The sequence below is a fragment of the Nocardia sp. NPDC004718 genome (assembly GCF_053601535.1).
The window spans coordinates 1-19,730 of the sequence record NZ_JBSGCA010000081.1; the positions used below are offsets into that span (position 1 = coordinate 1).

Genomic DNA, 19,730 nt, shown 5'->3' on the forward strand with positions numbered 1-19,730 from the left:
CTCCGCCGTCACGAACAACGGAGCCGCATACGTCATGTCCTTGTCCTTGCACTCATCGATCGAGGCCTTGACCTCTTCGAAGCGCGGATCGGAGAAGGACAGGGACATGGAGCCGGAGAAGTCCTCGATCGGAGAAAGCTCCTCGAGTACCTCCTCGAGGCCACCGACTAGGCCGACGTCGCCGCGAGCCGCGGCCCGCTCACGCCAATCCGGCGAACCGATCAACCAAGCGAACGATTCCGTTTGTAGATCGAGAAGCCCGGGCACCTCCAAGGGTTCACGGATCTTCGCGAAAGACACCCGCAACGGGGCTCCGGGGATTCCGGCAACTGCCTTGGTCTGGGTGGAGACTGCCAAGATGCGTCCTTCCAGCACCTCATGCGCGTCGCGTGGTGGTCCGCGACCGTCGCTTGTCTGCTACGAATTCCGCTGGTTACTACCCGAACGAAACTCGAACAGGCAACAACGGAAGTAACACCGGAAGGGTGAACTTACGTGTGCAAATCGAGGTATGGACAGGAGGCAGCCAGCGCAACGTCCAAACCTACACCCAAGTACACGGGGGTGTCAAAGTACCACCCGTGTGATCGTCCGCATGGCTGGCGCGCCGGGCCGAATCCGCTGGCTGCGTCCTGACCCACGGTGCACTGGAAGCCACTGTGACAGCTGCCGCTGTTGTGAATAGCGTGACGGTTCGGGCGAAACTCGTCAAGTGGCAGGCCCGGCCGGGGCGCCGGCGAGATCGCCTGCCGCGCTGCGTCATCCCGGCCGATGTGGTAGCCGTTACTGGTCCACGATGTCGCTGGCCAGCCAGCGACCGCCCACCTTCTGCATATGCAGGACCACGGGGCCCGAGACGCTCTGCTGCGCCACGCCGTCCTTGGTGGCGCTCACCACCAGATTGACGATCAGCTCGGCGCGATCGTCGGTGAGCAATGTCACAGCAATCGGATCGGCTTTCGCGTCGGCACTGGTCTGCGCCTGCTTGACCGCCGAAATAGTGGTGTCGGCGTACTTGTCCAGATCGGCGAGCATCTTCCCGGTGAGCACCTGCTTCGCGGTGTCCCGATAGCCGTCGATCTTCTTCACGTCATAGGCGTAGACGGTCCGCAGCGCGTTGTCGGCGGCCGCGCGCACCTCTTGGGTGGCCTCGTTGTCCACGTAGGCCTGATTCGACGTGTCCACGCCGGGCTGTCGCGCGGCGAGCCACGCGAAACCGCCCAGGAGGAGCGCGACGATCAGCAGGGCCGCGCTGACGCCCCAGCGCGGCCGTCCGGTCGTGCGACGCGGGCGGTCCTTGCCGCGCGAGATGATCTCACACCATCGCGAGGCACTCGCGGGGCTCTGTTCGGCGCGGCGGTTATCCGATTCCGCAGTGGACCGGGAAACGCCCGCCACACGCGGTTTGCGGGCCTGTGCGGGCCGTTGTTCGGTGCGCTGGGACGCGGTACGGGCCGGTTCCGCGCCGGGCCTGCGCTTGGAGGTGACCCGGTTGACCGGTCGGCGAGACGTCATGGGTGTCCTCCTACGATCCCGGCTTCGGCGCGGCGGGCGGCTGGTCGGCCGCGGGCGCGGCCGGCTGAGCGGCGGGCCCGCCGCTCAGCAACACCGGCTGGCTGAGCGAGGAGATCTGCTCGGCCTTCCAGACCTCGCCGTCCTTGGCCAGGTCCACGGTCCAGGTGTAGCGGTAGTCGGCGGGCGGCTTGTCCTTGCCCTTCTCGGTGACCTGCAGCACGACCAGCGCCGACGCCTTGTCCTCCTCGCTGTTGAGCGAGGTGAGCGCGGAGCCGAGCACCTTCGAGGTCATCCCGACCCCACTCTGCCGCGCCATCTGCTCCGCCTGGTCCTTGTTCTTCGTGGCCGAGTCCAGCAGCGCTCCGGTCATCGAGGACCGGGCCAGCGCCAGCGAGCCGGGCACGTCGTCCAGGTTCATCGAGGTCATGTTGAGCGCGGCTTGGCGCGCGGCGTCCAGGGCGGTGTCCCTGGCCTCGGCGCGCGGGCCATCGGTGAACGCGGCCCGTACCCAGCCCGCGCCGAACCATGCGGCGCCGGCCAATGCGATGACCAGCAGCACGGCCGAGCAGACGAGGACCACCCGGCTGAGCACGGACGCACCACCGAGGTGAGCGGACTCGGCGCCTGCCCGGTCGGTGACCTTCCGATCACCGGCGTCGGATTGCGCGGTGGGCGTTTCCGCCGCTGTCGTCACGGCTTCCGGCGCGTCCGGCGCCGCCGCATCGGACCGCTTGGTCAGATCGGCGGTCACGACAGCGCCTCGCCGTCGGTCGGCTCGGTCGCGCTCCACGGCATGCCCATGGTTCGCTCGCTCCAGTCACTCACGCGAGACACCCTAACGTCATTGCTCCTGGTCACCGCTTTGGCGTGACCCCCAGCAGGGTCGACAACTGCACGGCCACCGGAGTCAGGTTCAGCTTTTCCGGATCGGTTTTGGGGTTGGAGTCCCAGGGCTGGACGATGGCCGGATCGGCGAGCTCGGCTCGCTCGCCACCCCGAACGGCGGTCGGATTACCGAACGGCACAAGACATTTGGCGTCCTTGTTGAACGGGAACTCGTCGCGCGTGTCGTCGAAGTTCGGGTTCTGCGCCTTCATCTGTTCGAGAATCCGATGCGTGCCCTCGTAGCCCACCGTACAGGCGGGCGGATTGTTGGTCTCGAGCACCAGGCCGAAGTGGCTGGTCCCGTCGCCGGGCGCGGTCGAGGAACCGCCGACCGACAGCTGCGGGAGCATCTGCAGCAACGGCTTGATCGCGTAGAACTTCGGTGAGATCGCCTGCAACAACAGCCGCAGGTTGGACAAGTCCTGGGTGAGCGAGCCGCCGCTCTGCTCGAGCAGCGCGCCGATCTGCTCGCCCGCGTCGGTTCCGGTGCCGATGAGCCTGCGCACGTCGGGGTCGCTGGAGCGCAACTGGGCGGTGAGCTTGTCCAGGCCGTCGCTGAACTCGCGGATTTGCGCGGACTGCTCGGCCTGCGTGCCGAGGGCGACCCTGCCGTCGCGGACCAGCTGAATGGTCTGCGGCAGCGTCTGATGGAAGGTCTCGGTGAATTTGTTCAGCGAGTCGATCAGCACTTGCAGATCGTCGCCCTTGCCGTCGAACGCCTTGCCCAGTTCGCGCACCGTCGTGTTGAGCGCTGTCAGGTCCACCGAGCTGGCGAAGGTGTCCACGCTGGACACCAGTTGCTCGACCGACACCGGCAGGGTCGCCGACGTGATCACCGAGTTGTCCCGCAGGAACGGGCCCGCGTCCGAATCGGGCTGCAGATCCACGTACTGCTCACCGATCGCGGACCGGTTGGCCACCACGGCTTTCGCCGACGCCGGGATCTTCGGCGCGCTCGAGTCGATGACGAGGTTCATCACCACGCCCTCACCAGTGAGTTCCAGCTCGCCGACCCGGCCGACCGGGACGCCGCGGTAGGTCACCTCGGCGCCTTTGTAGATGCCGCCGGTCTGCGCCGCGCGCAGCTTCACCGTGTACTGATTGAGCCCGAACATGTGATCGAGCCGGATGTACTTGCCGCCGACGTACACGACGCCGAGCACCGCGATGACCACGAACGCGATGAGCTGCCACCGCACCAGACGTGTCATCGCGGACCACTCCCTACGCCGAGTTGCTCGAGAATCGCTCCGACCGGACCGGGCACGCCGGGCGCGGGCGGCTGCGCCATCAGCGGCGGCAGCGGCAGGATCGACACCGTGGGCCAGCCCGGACGCGGACCGTTGCCGTTGTAGTACGGGTTGGTCGGGTTCACCGGCACGGGCGGACCGACAGGCGGGATGTACACCGGATCGGGTTTGCCCACACCCAGGTTGCTGAGCGTGACGCCGATCTGCTGGTCGACCGACAACCACGTGTTCACGCTTCCGCCGAAGGTGCTCTCCAGCGCCGAATCGGGGAACGGGTAGGTCGGGATCAACGGAACCGCGGTGACCAGATCCGGCGCCGACCGGCCCAGTTCCTGCAGCGTGGGCCGCAGCGAGGTCAGGTCGCGGATCAGGTCGTCCTTCGAGGTGTTCAGCACGTCGAAGCCTGCCTCGCCGAGCCGGTCCAGCTGCGCGAGCAGGGCGACCAGTTGCGGGCGCTGCTCTTCCAGGATCTTGATGCCCTTGGGCAGCTGGTCGAGGATCTTGCCGATCTGATCGGTCTGGTTGCTCACCCGGCTGCTGAGCACGTCGAGGCCGTCCAGCGCGCGGGTGATGTCGTCCACCTGCTGGTTCAGGCCGTCGATCAGCGTGTTCGCCTGCTCGATCAGCGAGCGCACCCGGTCCTCACGGCCGCCGAGGGTCTTGTTCAACTCGGTGACGATCGGCTGCAACTGCGCGACGCCACCGCCGTTGAGCAGCAACGACAGCGCGCCCAGCACTTGCTCCACCTCGGTGGCGTGCCGGGTGCGGTCGACCGGGATGACCGAGCCGTCGGCCAGCCGGGTGGACTCCGGCTCGGCGGCGGGCTTGGACAGCTCGATGAACTTCTCGCCGAGCAGGTTCGATTGCCGGACCTCGGCCCGCGCGTTCGCGGGCAGGTTCACCGACGAGTTGACCACCGTGCGCACCGTGGCGGTCCACTGGTCCTTGCCGATGCTGATCTTCTCGACCCGGCCGACCGGCACGCCCTCGACCTTGACCGCCGACTGCGGCACGAGGTCGAGGACATCGTCGAACTGGATGTCGATGTGCATCGGATGCTCGCCGACGTCGGCGCCGCCGGGCAGGGGCACGCTGTAGATGCCGTCGGAGGCGCACGACGTGATCAGCGCGCCGGTCAGGCCCAGCGCCAGCGCCGCGCCGAAACCGCGTGCGAGCGAACGGATTCGAGTGCTCATCGCGCCCCTCCCTGCGACGGCGGAAGCCGGTCCGACGGCGTGCCCGGCACGGTGCCCGGCACCGGATCGCGCTGCTGGTTCTCGCCGCTGAGGATGCCGAACGGCAGGTTCAGCGTCGGGGTCTGCACCCCGGAGGTGATCTGGTCGGTGATCTCCTTGCAGTGGTCGAGGATCGGCCGCATCTGCCTGCCGAGCGCCTCGAACTTGGGATCGCCGGGCATCAGCTTGGACAGGTCGAGCATCTTGCACACCACGCCGAACGGGTCCTGCAGTTCGGGGAAGTTCGCGCGCATGTCGAGGGTGCCCGATTCGGCGTTGTGCACGTTGATCAGGTTGCTCAACGCCAGCGGCAGGACCGGCAGCAGAGCGGCCACGTCGTTGCGCTGATCCGACAGCGTCTTGGTGAGCTGGGTCAGTTTGTCGGCGTTGCTCGCGATCAGGCCCCGGTTGTCGTCGATGAAGCGGGCGACGTCACCCAGCGCGATCGACAGCAGATTCAGTGCCGCTCCGAGATTCTGCCGCTCGTCGGCGAGGAAGGTCGACAGATCGGCCAGCTGGGCGTTGAACTGCCGGACCTGCTGGTCGTTCTGGGCCAGCATGGTGATGAATGCCTGCAGGTTCTTGACCGTGTCGAAGATGTCGCCGCGGGCGTCCGACAGGTATCGGGCCGCCCTGGACAGCTGGGTGAGGCTGTTGGCCAGCGCCTCGCCGTTGCCCGACAGGTTCGCCGCGCCGGTGCGCACCAGCTCGTTCACCGCTCCCTGGGCATTGGCGCCGTTGGGCCCGAGCGCGTCGGAGAGTTCGGTGATGCTCTTGTACAGCTGGTCGACTTCCACCGGCGTGGCCGTGCGCTCGCGCGGAATGGTCGCGTTCCGCGCCATCTTCGGGCCGCCGGTGTAGGCCGGGGTGAGCTGGATGTAGCGATCCGACACGATGGACGGCGTGATCTGCGCGGCTCGCGCGTCCGCGGGTACGTCGTACTTGCGATCCACGCTCATCACGATCTTGACCTGATCGCCCTGCGGCTCCACCGAAGCGACCGAGCCGACCGGCACGCCGAGAATGCGCACGTCCGAGCCTTCGTAGATGCCGACCGAGCGATCGAAGTAGGCGGTGATCTTGGTTGTGGTCAGCCGGTCGAACAGCCACCACAGCACCACCGCCACCAGCACGGCGAGCACGACGACCAGCGCGATGCCGACCTTTGCGCCACGGCTGGAGCCGCGCACCGCGCCGACCGGATCGCTACGCCAGTTGTCCGCCACGTCAGTTACCTCCCAAGGTGCGGATCGGCTGACGGTAGCCGGGGATTTCGGGCAGTGCGGGCGGCACCACGTTGACGATCACCGCGTCGAACCAGCGCCCGGTGCCGAGCACGCTGGCATAGAGGCTGTAGAACGGCGCCGCGAGTTCCAGCGTCTTCGAGACGTTCTGCTGGTTGTCGTTAAGCAGGTCGATGGCGGCGCGCAGATTCTTCAGCGCGGGCCCGATCTGCTCCTCGTTGTCGTGCACGAGCGCGCTCAGTTCCGCGGAGACCGTCTTGGCGCCCGACAGCAACTGCCTGATGGACTGCTGGCGGATGTTCAGTTCGGCGAGCAACTGGCCGCCGTTGGCGAGCAGCCGCTCGAACTGGGCGTTGCGGTCGGCGAGTATCTGGGTGGTCTGCCTGGTCGCGGCGAACAGCTTCTTCAACTCCTGATCGCGCTTGGCCAGCGTCTCCGACAGCCGGGCGACGCCGTCGATGGAGCCGCGGATCTCCGGCGGCGTCGTCTCGAAGGCGTCCGACAGCACCTGCATGCTCTTGGCCAGCTGGGTGGTGTCGATCTGATCGATGGTGCGCGCGGCGTCGGTGAACGCGTCCACCACGTCGTACGGGGAAACGGTGCGCGAGAGCGGGATCCGGGAACTGGGATCGGCCGGCTTCGAGCCTCGCGGATCGAGTGCGAGGTACTTCTGGCCGAGCAGCGTCTTGATCTGAATGGACGCGGTGGTGTCGTTGCCGATCCAGGTGTCCTTGGTGCGGAAGTCCACGAGCACCCGGTCACCGTCGAGCCGGACGTCGGACACCGAGCCGACCTTGACGCCGGCCACCCGGACCTCGTTGCCCTTCTTCAGGCCCGCCGCCTCACGGAATTCCGCGGTGTACTTGGTCCCCGCGCCGATGATCGGCAACTGATCCAGGAAGAACGCCGACACCGTCACCAACAGCACGACGGCGAGGCCGAGCGCGCCCAGGAACGCCGGGCTTCGCTTGCCGAGCAGAATGCGATCATCCATCAGCGAGCCTTCCCGTGGCAGCGCGGCGCGGCGTTGGTGTACAGCGGCTGGTTGATCGTCGGCAGTCCTGCGGGCAGGTTGAGCTGCGGCGCGTCGACGGCGCCCGGCCCGACGACGATGTCGATGCCGCACAGGTAGAACTGGAACCAGGAGCCGTAACTCGCGGCGCGCCCGAGCTTCTCCATCTTGAGCGGCAGGTTGGTCAGCGCTTCGTTCACCTCGTCCTGGCGGTCGTCGAGCGTGCCGGTCAACTGGCTCAGACCCGCGATCGACCCTTGCAGGGTCGGACGCACCGGGACGAGCAGGTCGGAGGTCGCCGAGGTCAGGTTGGCCAGCGAGGTCACCGAACGGCCGATCGTGTCGCGATTGGCGTTGAGGCCGCTGATCAACGCTTCGGTGTTCACGATCAACTGATCGAACTGGTCGTCACGCTGATTGACGGTGTCCAGCACGGCGGTCAAATTGCGGGTCAGCTCACCGATCACGGCATCCTTGTCGGCGATCTTGTTGGTCAGGTTCGCCGTGGTCGCGACCAGATCGTGGATCGTGCCCTGCTCACCCTGGAAGACCTGGATGATCTCGAAGGAGAGCTTGTTCACGTCGTCGGCGGTCAGCGTACGGAACAGCGGCCGGAAGCCGTTGAACAGCGTGGTCAGGTTCAGCGCGGGCCTGGTGTGCTCCAGCGGGATGGTGCTGCCCTTGTTCAGCTTCCGTCCCTGCTCCCCGGTCCCCTGCTCCAGCGCGATGTAGCGCTGGCCGACCAGGTTGCGGTACTTGATCGTCGCGGTGGTCGACGCGGGCAGCCAGTCCCGGTCGGTGAGGTCGAATTTCACCTCGGCCAAGCGCTTGTCGACGATCGAGACAGCGGTGACCTTGCCGACCCGCACGCCGGCGATGCGGACCTCGTCACCGGGATTGAGCGAGGTGACGTCGGTGAACCTGGCCTTGAAATGCGTGCCACCGCCGCTGTAGTTGGCGATCGACAACGCGAGCACGGTGGTCACGAACAAGGTCACCACGACGAAAACGACCAGCTTGGTCAACGGCCCGCCCAGGCCGCGCAGTTGCTGCTTCATCGCACGCTCACCTCGCTTCCGCGGAACGCGGGCGCGCCGACCCTGGTCACCCAGCCCGGCACCTGATCCGGGGCGACACCGTTGGCCGCGCCGTAGATCGCGCCGAGCGACTGCCGCTCCATGGGGGAACCGGCGATCGTCGGCATCTTGCTCGCCGGGTGGACGCCGAACTGCGGCGGCTCCAGATGACCGGTCTGCTGGTCACCCGGGTTGCGACTCGGGACGGCGTAGGAGCCGTCATTGTTCGGGCCGCCGGTGTACTGGCCGGGATCGACGCCCAACGGCATCTCGGGGATGCACCACGGCCCCCTGGTGTCCAGCCAGCGCGGTTCGTCCTGGTTGGGCAGGTACTTGCCGCGGGTGTTGGTCAGCTCGATGGTCACTCGGGAACCCGGGTTGTCGGTGCCCTTGCCGAAGATCCGGTCGATACGCGGCTTCAGCTGCGCGAAGTTCGCCAGCGCGCAAGCGTAGTTCGGCGAGTAGTAGGCCAGCTGCTCCAGCGCGGGACGGGAGTCGGCCGCCACGTCGACGATGTTGTCGCGGTTGGCGAGCAGGAACTCGGTGGTGGTGGCCGAGGTCGGCGTCAGCGTCGCGTACAGGGCGTCGATGTCGGTGCGCCGCTGCACGATCGTGGCGTTGGTGGTGCGCAGGTTGTCCAGGGCCTGGATCAGCTGCGGCGCCGCGTCGGAGTAGGTGGCCGCCACCTCGGCGAAACTGCGCAGGTCGGCCCGCAGGTCCGGAAGCACCACGTTGACCTGGCGGAAGATGTCGTCGAGCTTGTCCAAGGTCTGGCCGAGCGTGGTGCCCTGACCGGACAGCGCCTGGGACAGCGCGCCCAGCGTGGCCGCGAGATCCTGCGGCGGGATGGCCTGGAGCAAGGGCAGCACATCGTCGAGCAATTTGCTCAACTCGATGGCGTTGCCGCTGACGTCCTGGTGCAGCGTGACGCCGTCGGTCAGATGCTGGGGGCTCGGCTGCTCCGGGATCACCAGGTCCACGTAGCGCTCGCCGAACAGCGTCTTGGGAAGCAGGCGGGCGGTCGCGTTGACGGGAATCTGCTGCGCCTTGTCCGGATTGATGGCCAGGTTCAAGGTCACCTCGCCGCCTTCGGAGCTGCTCGAGCGCACCTCGCCGACGGTGATGCCACGTACCTTCACGTCCGCGTTGCGAGTCAGCGCGTTGCCCACGCTGTCGGTGATCAGATCGACGTCCACCGTCTTCACGAATTGCTTGTTGTAGATCGCGATGGTGGTCCAGAGGAACAACGCGACCACGACGAAGAAGGCGATCCCCAGCGCCCGAGTACGTAGCTTCGCGGTGGAGCGCCAGGTTTGGGTGCGGCTCATCCGGCCACCCGCACCGTAGTGGTGGTGCCCCAGATCGCGAGGCTGAGGAAGAAGTCGAGCACGTTCACCAGGACGATCGCGGCGCGGACCGCGCGCCCGACCGCGACGCCGACGCCCGCGGGGCCGCCGGTGGCGTGGAACCCGTAGTAGCAGTGCACCATGATGATCACGAACGCGAAAACCAGCACTTTGAGGAACGAATAGAGCACGTCCTCCGGTGGCAGGAACAGACCGAAGTAATGGTCGTAGGACCCGCTGGACTGCCCGTTGAACCAGATGCTGATCGTCCGCGATGCGATGAACGTGCCGAGCAACCCGACGATGTAGAGCGGGATCACCGCGAGGAACCCGGCGATCACCCGGCTGGTCACCAGGAACGGCACGCTGGGTACCGCCATCACCTCGAGCGCGTCGATCTCCTCGGAGATCCGCATGGCGCCCAGCTGCGCGGTGAAACCGCAACCGACCGTCGCCGACAGCGCGAGCGCGGCGACCAGCGGCGCGATCTCACGGGTGTTGATGTAGGCGGTGAGGAAGCCGGTGAGAACCGAGCTACCGAGCGCGTCGAGGGCCTTGAAGCCCTGCAGGCCGACGACGACGCCGACGGAACCGGACATGAACACGATGACGCCGATGGTGCCGCCGATCACCGCCAGCGCGCCGGTGCCGAAGGTGACCTCGGCGAGCAGCCGCATGACTTCCTTGCGGTAGTGCACCGCGGTCCGCGGGATCCACGCGATGGCCCGCGAGTAGAACGACATCTGCTCGCCCGCGCGATCGATGACGTTGAGCGGCATACGAGCGACTTCACCCACCCGGCGCATGGACTTGGCGACCGGGGTTCGGTACGAGGTGGCCATCTGTCAGGCACCCTTGGCGGGGACGACCTGTAGGTACACCATGGTCAGGATGAGGTTCACGAAGAACAGCACCATGAACGTGATCACCACGGATTGGTTCACCGCGTCACCGACTCCTTTCGGGCCTCCCTTGGGATGCAGCCCTTTGTACGCGGCGATGACGCCGGCGAGTAGACCGAATACCGCCGCCTTGATCTCACCGATCCACAGGTCCGGCAGCTGAGCGAGGGCGGAGAACGACGCCAGGTAGGCGCCGGGAGTACCGCCCTGCAGCAGGACGTTGAAGAAGTACCCGCCCGCGATGCCGACAACCGACACCAGTCCGTTGAGCAGCAGCGCGACCAGCATCATGCCGAGTACGCGCGGCACCACCAGCTTTCGCACCGGATCGATGCCGAGCACCTCCATCGCGTCGATCTCCTCGCGGATGGTTCGCGAGCCGAGATCGGCGGCCACCGCCGACCCGGCCGCGCCCGCGATGATCAGGGCCGTCACGACGGGAGCTGCCTGCTGGACGGTTGCCAGCACACTGGTCGCGCCGGTGAAGGATTCCGCGCCGAGCTGCTTGATCAACGAGCCGGTCTGCAATGCCACGACCGCGCCGAACGGAATCGCGACCAGCGCGCTGGGCAGGATCGAGACACTCGCGATGAACCACGACTGCTCGATGAACTCCCGCCACTCGAAGGGGCGGCGGAAAGTCTTTCGCAAAACGTCCAGGAGCAGCGCAAAGATGTTGCCGGCCTGGGCAAACCCCGACTCCAGGGGAGTTCGCAATCGCGCCAGGGTCGAATTCACGATCGCAGATGTTACCCGTTAGTTGTGTTGTGTCGCACGGTGGTGTCGAAAGCACCGCCTTGATAATTAGCCAGGTCGCCGCTGTTGTATGCCATCACCTGCGTATCGTCGTTGTCGTCAAGTGATTCACGGATCGCGACCTGCGCGGCATGCGGCAGCGTGTGCATGATCTCGCGCACCCGTTCCTTACGCCGCAATACCGCCTGACGCACCGGCATCCCCGGAGTCGCGCGCATCTGCGGAATGATCCCCTCGACCTCCTCCGCGCCACCGTGATGATGCCCGGCGTCCACCAACGCCTGCTCCCGCGCCATCTGCGCCTCGTCCTTCTCCTCCGACATACCGATCGGCCCGATCATCCGCCCGTTGAGGAACTGCTTGACCACCGGCTCCTCCGAGGTCAGCAACACCTCCCGCGGACCGAACATCACCAACTGACGACGGAACAACATCCCGATGTTGTCCGGCACCGTCCGCGCCAGGTTGATGTTGTGGGTCACGATCAGAATCGTCGCGTCGATCTGCGCGTTGATATCGATCAACAACTGCGACAGATACGAGGTACGCACCGGATCCAGACCCGAGTCCGGCTCATCGACCAAAATGATCTGCGGATCCAACACCAACGCCCGCGCCAACCCCGCACGCTTACGCATACCACCGGAGATCTCACCGGGAAGCTTGCCCTCGGCCCCGAGCAGACCGGTCAACTCCAGCTTCTCCATCACGATCTTCTTGATCTCGGATTCGCTCTTCTTCGTATGCTCCCGCAACGGGAACGCCACGTTGTCGAACAGGTTCATCGACCCGAACAACGCACCGTCCTGGAACAACACGCCGAACAACTTCCGGATCTCGTACAGCTCCTTGTTCGAACACGTCGTGATATCCGTGCCATCGATGAAGATCGAACCACGTTCCGGGCGCAGCAGACCGATCAGCGACTTCAAGAACACCGACTTACCGGTACCCGACGGCCCCAGCAACGCACTGACCTCACCCGAAGGCAACGTCAACGACACGTCCTGCCAAATGCGCTGGGAACCGAAAGACTTGGTCACACTCTCGGTCCTGACCTCGACGCCCACGCCAACCTCCACAAATTCTCAGCGAGCTGCCCACCGGCGAACCGCGCGCTCGGTCATCGCGGTCCGTCACGTGTGGGTTCGGTCACTGTAACTCATGGGACAGATCGGGCACACCCCAACCTGACTGCGTAGTAACTCCGCAATCCTTTCGGTATCGGCGATAGCGGCGAGATTGCCAAAAACGCGAACGGGCGATCCCCAAAGGGGACCGCCCGTTCGGCGTGTTCGGTCGTGAATTACTTGACCGAGACCTTGGCGCCGGCCTCTTCCAGCTTCGCCTTGGCGGCCTCGGCGGCATCCTTGGCGACCTTCTCCAGGATCGGCTTCGGGGCGCTCTCGACCAGGTCCTTGGCTTCCTTCAGGCCCAGGCCGGAGACGATCTCGCGGACCACCTTGATGACCTGGATCTTCTTGTCGCCCGCACCCTCGAGGATGACGTCGAACTCGTCCTGCTCCTCGGCGGCCTCGGCCGGAGCGGCGGCACCGCCGACGGCGGCGACGGCGACCGGAGCAGCCGCGGTGACCTCGAACTTCTCCTCGAACTTCTTCACGAAGTCCGACAGCTCGAGCAGGGTCATGTTGCCGAAGGTCTCGAGCAGTTCGTCAACGTTGGCCATTGTTGTGTTCCTTTCGGTAGTTGATGTCTATGCGTGCGAGTCGTGCCGCACGGGTCTTACTCGGCGGCCGGTGCGCCTTCTTCGGCCTGCTTCTTCTCCTGCAGCGCGGCGGCCAGGCGGGCCACCTGCGAGGCGGGAGCGTTGAACAGACCGGCGGCCTTGGTGAGGTTGCCCTTGAGCGCGCCCGCCAGCTTGGCCAGCAGCACCTCGCGGGTTTCCAGGTCGGCGATCCGCTCGACCTCGGACACGGACAGCGGAGCGCCGTCCATGTAGCCGCCCTTGATGATGAGCGCCTTGTTGTCCTTCGCGAAGGTCTTCAGGGCCTTGGCCGCGTTGACCGGCTCACCCGTGATGAAGGTGATCGCGGTCGGCCCGACGAACAGTTCGTCGAGACCTTCCACGCCCGCCTCGGCGGCGGCACGCTTGACCAGGGTGTTCTTGGCGACGGAGTACGTGGCGTCGGCGCCGAGCGCGCGCCGCAGCTCGGTGAGCTTGCCGACCGACAGGCCACGGTATTCCGTGACGACGGTGGCCGTCGAGCTCTTGAACTGCTCCGCGATCTCTTCGACCGCGGTGACCTTCTCGGGTTTTGCCATACTTCGCCTCCTCTCTGATTGGTCGGTTCGTATACGCGAACTACCGATCAGGGGCCGGCGACAAAACAAACGCCCCGAACGCAGAGCGTTCCGGGGCGCAACAGAAAACCGATCCGGTGCGTATCCGGATCAATTCCCAGCCTCGGCTCTCCCTGCGTGGGCCGCCGGCAATGTCGCCGGACCTTCGACCGAACCCATGCGGGATCGGCGACCAACGGTCTTCGGTAGAACGGATTGGGTAGCGATCGAACTCGTCGATAACTGACTTCCAATGTACCTGTATGGGTTCCCATCTGCCAAAACGGGCCCCGGCATACGTCTGATCGCAACCACTCGGCCGTCGAATCGTTGTGCCGCGACTCACTTTTCCGCGGCACACACCCGTGCGCCGCCTGGAATGCGATGCCGCAGTCCGCGTCGGCGAGTGGTGTTTCTCACGACGTCGCGGTCGCGGCATACCGCGCGAGACCGCGCAACACGGCCGTGGCGCCGGACCGGAATTCCGGGTCGGCGACCAGTCCGTCCGGGCCGACGCCCTCGCGCGGCACGGGGAGTCGTCGGCAGGCATCCGGATCGATGTCGGCTCCGACGTAACCCAGCACGCTGCGCAGTGTCGCGGTCGCACCGTCACCGCGACCCACCGGCGCGACCGTGATCCAAGCGACCGGCTTGCCGTAGAGATCACCGGCGCCGACCGTCCAGTCCAGCAGGTTCTTCAAACTGCCCGGCAAAGTGCCCGCGTATTCGGGCGTGGAGAACAGCACGGCGTCGGCGCGCGAAAGTTGTTCGCGGAGCGCGACTACCGCGGGATGAGCGGTGCCGTCGTCGTCCGGAGCGAAAGCGGGCAGGTCCGCGAGCCCGTCGTACCAGACGGTTTCGACACCGTCCGGGGCGATCGCCGAGACGGTTCGTAGTGCGGCGGAATTGGTGGAGGCGGCGCGAGTGCTGCCGGAGATCAACAGAACGACGGTCACATCCACCCCAACCACGCCGCCGGGCGGATTAGTCCTCGAACGCGCAACGGCGGGAACGCACAATGCGTTCCCGCCGTTGCCGCGGCTCGCTGCTGCTTACGCGTCCTCTTCCAGGAGGTTGCGGGTGCGGTTCGGGTCCACCGGGATGCCCGGTCCGGTGTTCGTCGAGACCGTCACCTTCTTGACGTAGCGGCCCTTGGCGGTCGACGGCTTGGCCCGCAGGATCTCGTCCAGCGCGGCGCCGTAGTTCTCCACCAGCTTGCTGTCGTCGAAGGACGCCTTGCCGATGACGAAGTGCAGGTTGGCCTGCTTGTCGACACGGAAGTTGATCTTGCCGCCCTTGATGTCGTTGACGGCCTTGGTCACGTCGGTGGTGACCGTGCCCGTCTTCGGGTTCGGCATCAGGCCGCGCGGGCCGAGGACACGCGCGATCCGGCCGACCTTGGCCATCTGGTCCGGGGTGGCGATCGCGGCGTCGAAGTCCAGCCAGCCGCCCTGGATCCGCTCGATCAGGTCCTCAGCGCCGACGGCATCGGCGCCCGCGGCCTCGGCCTCGGCGGCCTTCTCGCCCGCGGCGAACACGATGACGCGGGCGGTCTTACCGGTGCCGTGCGGCAGGTTGACCGTGCCGCGGACCATCTGGTCCGCCTTGCGGGGATCCACACCGAGACGCACGGCGACCTCGACGGTCGCGTCGGTCTTGGTGGTGGCGGTCTCCTTCGCCAGGCGCGCGGCGGCCAGCGGGGAGTAGAGCTTGGTGCGATCGACCTTCTCGGCCGCGGCGAGGTACGCCTTGCTTCGTTTTGCCATGATTCTCTGTCCTTGTTGGTAGTTCAGACGTGGTTATCGGGCCTGGCCGGCCCTCCCACCGGGGAGCGGTTCCGCTCAGCCTTCGACGGTGATGCCCATCGAACGCGCGGTACCCGCGATGATCTTGGCCGCCTGCTCGAGGTCGTTGGCGTTCAGATCTTCCTGCTTGGTCTTGGCGATCTCGCGCACCTGGTCCATGGTCACCTTGGCGACCTTGTTGCGGTGCGGCTCCGCCGAGCCCTTCTGCACGCCGGCGGCCTTGAGCAGCAGCTTGGCGGCGGGCGGGGTCTTCAGCTTGAAGTCGAACGACCGGTCCTCGTACACCGAGATCTCGACCGGGATGACGTTGCCACGCTGCGACTCGGTCGCGGCGTTGTACGCCTTGCAGAACTCCATGATGTTGACGCCGTGCTGACCGAGCGCGGGGCCGACCGGAGGGGCCGGGTTCGCCTGGCCGGCCTGGATCTGAAGCTTGATGATCCCGGCGAGCTTCTTCTTCTTGGGGGGCATCTTTCTTTCCTAGGTGTTGGTGTCCCTTGCTCTTTGCAAGTCTGGTGTTGCGATCCTCGCCCGGGGCCGGATGCACCCGGCCGCCAACAGAGCTGGTCTAGATCTTCGCGACCTGGGTGAACGCCAGCTCGACCGGGGTCTCGCGGCCGAAGATCGACACGAGCACCTTCAGCTTCTGCTGCTCGGCGTTCACCTCGGAGATGCTGGCGGGCAGCGTCGCGAACGGGCCGTCCATCACGGTCACCGACTCGCCGACCTCGAAGTCGACCTCGATGACCGGCTTCGGCGCGATCTCGCCGCCCGCGGTCTCGGGAGTCGCCGCAGCGGCTGCCGCGGCGGGCTTCTTCTGCTGCTGCGCGGCCGGAACGAGGAACTTCACCACGTCGTCGATGGACAGCGGCGACGGGCGCGAAGTGGCGCCGACGAAACCCGTGACGCCGGGGGTGTTGCGCACCGCGCCCCACGACTCGTCGTTCAGCTCCATGCGGACCAGGATGTATCCGGGCAGCACCTTGCGGTTGACGTGCTTGCGCTGCCCGTTCTTGATCTCGGTGACCTCTTCGGTGGGCACCTCCACCTGGAAGATGTAGTCCTCCAGGTCCAGGTTCTGCACGCGGGTCTCGAGGTTGGCCTTCACCTTGTTCTCGTAACCGGCGTAGGAGTGGATGACGTACCACTCGCCGGGAGCGCGCCGCAGCGCCGCCTTCATCTCGGCGACCGGGTCGGCGGGCTCGGCATCGACGGCGGCGGCAGGGGCGGGCTCAGCGGGCTCCGATTCCTCGACCGCGGGCTCGTCGGTCGCGAACTCCTCGACGGAGTCGGTGGGCTCGGCCACCGTGTCGTCGGCCGGGAACTTGTCGTGTGTGTCGTTCTCCGGGGTGCTCACTGGGGCACTCGCTTCCTGTGTCGTCACGTACATCCTCTGCGTGCCGGGCCGGGCGCGCGGCGAAATCACTCCACCCGTCTCCGCCCGGGATCGGCTACCGGCGTCGGCGTCGTTCAGCTAGCCGAACAGCCAGTTGACACCCTTGATGAACGCCAGATCCAACCCGCTGATGAACGCGACCATGAAGATCACGAACACCAGAACAACGCTCGTATAGGTGACCATCTGCTTCCGGTTGGGCCAGATCACCTTGCGCAGTTCCGCGATGACCTCACGCAGGAACTTGAGCAAACGCTTGAACGGATTACCCGACTTCATGCGTTCGGCCCGATCGGTCGCCTTGGTTGCCTTCCGCGACGGACGGTCGAGCGTGGCGATAGCGCCCGTGTCGACCCCCGAGGACCCGGTACGGGTCCGCCGCGCGGACCGCTTTCCGCTCGGCCGTGTCGCTGCGGCGGTGTCGTCGCCTTCGTCGGCGGCATGTGCGCCGCGGCGAGTGTCCCGCTCGTCGCTCATGCCTTCTCCTCGCTGAGCTCGGTGCCGTCGTGCGCGATGCGCGCTGTGCCAATGGCTCGCTCGCTACGCTCGCTCACGTCGATCCTCTCTCGTCGCTGGCATCCAGGGCAGGGGCGACAGGACTTGAACCTGCAACCTGCGGTTTTGGAGACCGCTGCTCTGCCAGTTGAGCTACGCCCCTTTGGTCGGACGGTGCTTGCTGTCCAACCACTGTTCGATATTCAGTTGTGCCCTGGTGTCACACAACACGCGCGCCGCTCCGGCAGTTGCCGGCCCCGTCGGCGAATCCTCGCGGATCGCCTGGAACCAGCCCCTCAGAGCAGCGCGCAGCGGCTGGCGACCCCAGAAACCTGAGTGTACGTTACCGTCCGCGCCATTAGCCAATCCGGGTCGCCGTCCCTGGTCAGGCCAGCTGCACCGTCGCGGTGGCGCGGCCGAAGATCTTCTTCCCCGCCGCCTTCGCGACGATGGCCACGACCGCGGTCTTGGTCTCCGGATCGACCGACTTCACCTTACCGGTGTACTCGACCTCGGCGGCCTCGTCGGACCCGACGTAGACCGGGCTGGTGAAGCGGACGTTGTACTCCTTGATCGCGCCCGGGTCGCCCAGCCACGAAGTGACGAAACCGCCACCGAGGCCCATGGTCAGCATGCCGTGCGCGACCACGTTCTCCAGGCCGACCAGCTTCACGACCTCGTCGCTCCAATGGATCGGGTTGGCGTCACCGGAGACGCCCGCGTAGTTCACCAGATCGCCGCGGGTGAGCCGGACGACGCGGGCGGGCAGCTCGTCACCCACCGAGACGTCCTCGAACCCGATGGCGTGCTTGGTGCGCACACCGTCCACGGGCGGTACGACCGGCGCGGGCGCCTGGGTCACCGCGAGCGAGCGCGGACGATGCCCCGGCGCGTCCTCGCCGATGCCGTGCATGAGCACGTTCCGGACGGCGGCGTTGAGGTTCGGGTCGATATCGCCGCCGCTGCGGCCGACCAGGGTGGTGTAAGTGGTGAGCACCAGTTCGTCGTTCTGCGCGGTGACGATGTTTTTGGTCACGATGATGTCGCCGCCGAAGGCCTGCCGGAACGAGTGCAGATGGACATCGCAGGTGAGCTGGTCGCCGACCTTGATCGGGCGATGGAACTCGAGGATCTGGTCGGTCTGCATGATCTGGCTGAGGTCGTAGCCGGTGACGACCTCTTCGAACAATTTGCGCTGGGCGAGAATTCCGACCAGGGAGATGAAGGTAACCGGCGCGAGCAGGTTGTCGTACCCGTACTCCTGCGCCGCGTCCTCGTCCCAGTGCACCGGGTGGTAGTCCTGCACGGCGCGGGCGTATTCACGCACCTTCTCGCGGCCGACCTCGTAGTAGTCGTCGACGCGGTAGTGGTGACCGACCATCGCCGCGGCGTTCGCCGCGGGGTCGAGCGCCTCGCTCGTCTGGACCGCTTCGTCTGTACCGGTGTTGATTGTCACGGGAGGACTGTACCTATCTGACCCCGTCGACCGGAGTCTGTGGAGCGCTCACCACCGCACCCACACCGTGAAATGCGTCAGGGCCGGACAATTGTCCGGCCCTCGCGGTGCCACGGCCCGAGATACCGGGAGCGACTCCCGGCGCTACACCACGCGGTAGTTCACGCGTGGATGACTAGCGGGATTCGCGGTGCGCCCGGTGCGTGCCGCAGTTCGGGCAGAACTTCTTCAGCTCCAGGCGGTCCGGATCGTTGCGCCGGTTCTTCTTGGTGATGTAGTTGCGGTGCTTGCACTGCTCGCAGGCCAAGGTGATCTTTGGCCGGACATCGGTGGACTTCGCGGCCACGATATGCCTTCTTTCCGGTACCTGATGGGCTTGATCGGTTGTGGTAGCGATGGCCGGACTTGAACCGGCGACACAACGATTATGAGTCGTTTGCTCTACCGACTGAGCTACACCGCCACGGCGTCGCATTGCCATGGTGCCGAGCCCGCACTATCGGGAGCGATGCCGAGTCGGTCACCACCGGCAATCCGGCGAGCCCCCTAACGGAATCGAACCGTTGACCTTTTCCTTACCATGGAAACGCTCTGCCGACTGAGCTAAGGGGGCATGACTACTTCCGCACCGAGCCTCGAACACTCGACCTCAGCGCGGTGAAGTCTTGAACGAGGTTACACACTCACCGCTCCCACTACCAAACCGAGTGGTCAGAGGTGCATTTTTCGCCCGCTCGGACACGAGCGATGCACGCGTCGACGGAGCTCGCACGCAAGCCAGCGCCGCTCCCGACCGCCCCCGCGCGTGAGCACAGCACTGCAGCGTCATCCGAGATGCGCGCCGAAATCGCCGACGTGAAGTGATCGAAATCGCCGCCACTCGGCAATCGATCGACGAACACAGCGAGCGATCGCAGTGCTGTCGGGTTCAAAACGCAATCCCCGCAATCAAACGAAACGCACGGGCTGCCCACACCGTGGGGTCTGGTGCGAGGCGGGGTGGCCCCCGACCACCCGTCCACCAAATCCGTCACCGAGGTATTCGAGCGCGCCGCC

General features: G+C 66.1%; 20 protein-coding genes, 3 tRNA genes and 2 pseudogenes. 1 reads left to right on the forward strand and 24 read right to left on the reverse strand.

The genetic code is table 11. The features are described from left to right. The 24 genes and pseudogenes from ACWEH3_RS33615 to ACWEH3_RS33730 form a co-directional block, all read right to left on the reverse strand. Positions 1–375, reverse strand: a pseudogene (locus ACWEH3_RS33615) (DNA-directed RNA polymerase subunit beta); the annotation flags it as partial. Between the two features lie 408 nt (positions 376–783). Next, on the reverse strand, positions 784–1,515 hold the full coding sequence (locus ACWEH3_RS33620) for a hypothetical protein (RefSeq protein WP_450026932.1): 732 nt from the start codon (positions 1,513–1,515) through the stop codon (positions 784–786). A 10-nt stretch (positions 1,516–1,525) separates the two neighbouring features. Next, positions 1,526–2,266 (reverse strand): hypothetical protein, encoded by a 741-nt coding sequence (locus tag ACWEH3_RS33625; RefSeq protein WP_452358471.1) that lies wholly within the window; start codon positions 2,264–2,266, stop codon positions 1,526–1,528. A gap of 103 nt (positions 2,267–2,369) precedes the next feature. After that, on the reverse strand, positions 2,370–3,611 hold the full coding sequence (locus ACWEH3_RS33630) for an MCE family protein (protein WP_450023338.1): 1,242 nt from the start codon (positions 3,609–3,611) through the stop codon (positions 2,370–2,372). Continuing rightward, positions 3,608–4,846 carry an MCE family protein gene (locus ACWEH3_RS33635; protein WP_450023336.1) on the reverse strand — a complete coding sequence of 413 codons (1,239 nt, stop codon included), beginning with the start codon at positions 4,844–4,846 and terminating at the stop codon, positions 3,608–3,610. The genes ACWEH3_RS33630 and ACWEH3_RS33635 overlap by 4 nt, the downstream gene beginning before the upstream one ends. Next, on the reverse strand, positions 4,843–6,075 hold the full coding sequence (locus ACWEH3_RS33640) for an MCE family protein (protein WP_450023346.1): 1,233 nt from the start codon (positions 6,073–6,075) through the stop codon (positions 4,843–4,845). The genes ACWEH3_RS33635 and ACWEH3_RS33640 overlap by 4 nt, the downstream gene beginning before the upstream one ends. Positions 6,076–6,112: 37 nt before the next feature. Next, positions 6,113–7,123 (reverse strand): MCE family protein, encoded by a 1,011-nt coding sequence (locus ACWEH3_RS33645; protein WP_450023334.1) that lies wholly within the window; start codon positions 7,121–7,123, stop codon positions 6,113–6,115. Then, positions 7,123–8,199, reverse strand: coding sequence for an MCE family protein (locus tag ACWEH3_RS33650; RefSeq protein WP_450023332.1), 1,077 nt, complete (start codon positions 8,197–8,199; stop codon positions 7,123–7,125). The genes ACWEH3_RS33645 and ACWEH3_RS33650 overlap by 1 nt, the downstream gene beginning before the upstream one ends. Continuing rightward, positions 8,196–9,545 (reverse strand): MCE family protein, encoded by a 1,350-nt coding sequence (locus tag ACWEH3_RS33655; RefSeq protein ID WP_450023330.1) that lies wholly within the window; start codon positions 9,543–9,545, stop codon positions 8,196–8,198. The genes ACWEH3_RS33650 and ACWEH3_RS33655 overlap by 4 nt, the downstream gene beginning before the upstream one ends. Then, a complete protein-coding gene (locus ACWEH3_RS33660) occupies positions 9,542–10,405 on the reverse strand; it encodes an MlaE family ABC transporter permease (RefSeq protein ID WP_450023328.1) in 864 nt (287 codons plus the stop codon). Before ACWEH3_RS33660 ends, ACWEH3_RS33655 begins: the two co-directional genes overlap by 4 nt. A gap of 3 nt (positions 10,406–10,408) precedes the next feature. Further along, positions 10,409–11,203 (reverse strand): MlaE family ABC transporter permease, encoded by a 795-nt coding sequence (locus ACWEH3_RS33665; RefSeq protein WP_355072047.1) that lies wholly within the window; start codon positions 11,201–11,203, stop codon positions 10,409–10,411. 11 nt (positions 11,204–11,214) lie between these two features. After that, positions 11,215–12,291 carry an ABC transporter ATP-binding protein gene (locus ACWEH3_RS33670; protein WP_355072045.1) on the reverse strand — a complete coding sequence of 359 codons (1,077 nt, stop codon included), beginning with the start codon at positions 12,289–12,291 and terminating at the stop codon, positions 11,215–11,217. A gap of 236 nt (positions 12,292–12,527) precedes the next feature. After that, positions 12,528–12,908, reverse strand: coding sequence for a 50S ribosomal protein L7/L12 (gene rplL / locus ACWEH3_RS33675; RefSeq protein WP_040696004.1), 381 nt, complete (start codon positions 12,906–12,908; stop codon positions 12,528–12,530). A 56-nt stretch (positions 12,909–12,964) separates the two neighbouring features. Further along, entirely contained in the window at positions 12,965–13,504 is a 540-nt protein-coding gene (rplJ, locus tag ACWEH3_RS33680; protein WP_355072042.1) for a 50S ribosomal protein L10, read from the reverse strand. A 434-nt stretch (positions 13,505–13,938) separates the two neighbouring features. Beyond that, positions 13,939–14,478 carry an NADPH-dependent FMN reductase gene (locus ACWEH3_RS33685; protein WP_450023324.1) on the reverse strand — a complete coding sequence of 180 codons (540 nt, stop codon included), beginning with the start codon at positions 14,476–14,478 and terminating at the stop codon, positions 13,939–13,941. A 96-nt stretch (positions 14,479–14,574) separates the two neighbouring features. Beyond that, entirely contained in the window at positions 14,575–15,288 is a 714-nt protein-coding gene (rplA, locus tag ACWEH3_RS33690; RefSeq protein ID WP_067810457.1) for a 50S ribosomal protein L1, read from the reverse strand. 75 nt (positions 15,289–15,363) lie between these two features. Next, positions 15,364–15,798, reverse strand: coding sequence for a 50S ribosomal protein L11 (gene rplK, locus ACWEH3_RS33695; RefSeq protein ID WP_043733097.1), 435 nt, complete (start codon positions 15,796–15,798; stop codon positions 15,364–15,366). 97 nt (positions 15,799–15,895) lie between these two features. Then, positions 15,896–16,711: a transcription termination/antitermination protein NusG gene (gene nusG / locus ACWEH3_RS33700; RefSeq protein ID WP_450023322.1), complete on the reverse strand. Its 816-nt coding sequence runs from the start codon at positions 16,709–16,711 to the stop codon at positions 15,896–15,898. 90 nt (positions 16,712–16,801) lie between these two features. Continuing rightward, positions 16,802–17,200, reverse strand: coding sequence for a preprotein translocase subunit SecE (gene secE, locus ACWEH3_RS33705; protein WP_450023320.1), 399 nt, complete (start codon positions 17,198–17,200; stop codon positions 16,802–16,804). Between the two features lie 108 nt (positions 17,201–17,308). Then, positions 17,309–17,381: transfer RNA gene (locus tag ACWEH3_RS33710), tRNA-Trp, on the reverse strand. 222 nt (positions 17,382–17,603) lie between these two features. Beyond that, positions 17,604–18,668: a fused (3R)-hydroxyacyl-ACP dehydratase subunits HadA/HadB gene (locus tag ACWEH3_RS33715; protein WP_355072146.1), complete on the reverse strand. Its 1,065-nt coding sequence runs from the start codon at positions 18,666–18,668 to the stop codon at positions 17,604–17,606. A gap of 181 nt (positions 18,669–18,849) precedes the next feature. Beyond that, complete coding sequence (rpmG, locus tag ACWEH3_RS33720) at positions 18,850–19,020, reverse strand: 50S ribosomal protein L33 (RefSeq protein ID WP_011211653.1); 171 nt, start codon at positions 19,018–19,020, stop codon at positions 18,850–18,852. Between the two features lie 41 nt (positions 19,021–19,061). Next, positions 19,062–19,137: transfer RNA gene (locus tag ACWEH3_RS33725), tRNA-Met, on the reverse strand. 77 nt (positions 19,138–19,214) lie between these two features. Continuing rightward, positions 19,215–19,287 (reverse strand) — tRNA-Thr (locus ACWEH3_RS33730). A 353-nt stretch (positions 19,288–19,640) separates the two neighbouring features. On the opposite strand from ACWEH3_RS33730, the pseudogene ACWEH3_RS33735 reads away from it, so the two are divergent. After that, positions 19,641–19,730: pseudogene (locus tag ACWEH3_RS33735) on the forward strand (hypothetical protein); the annotation flags it as partial.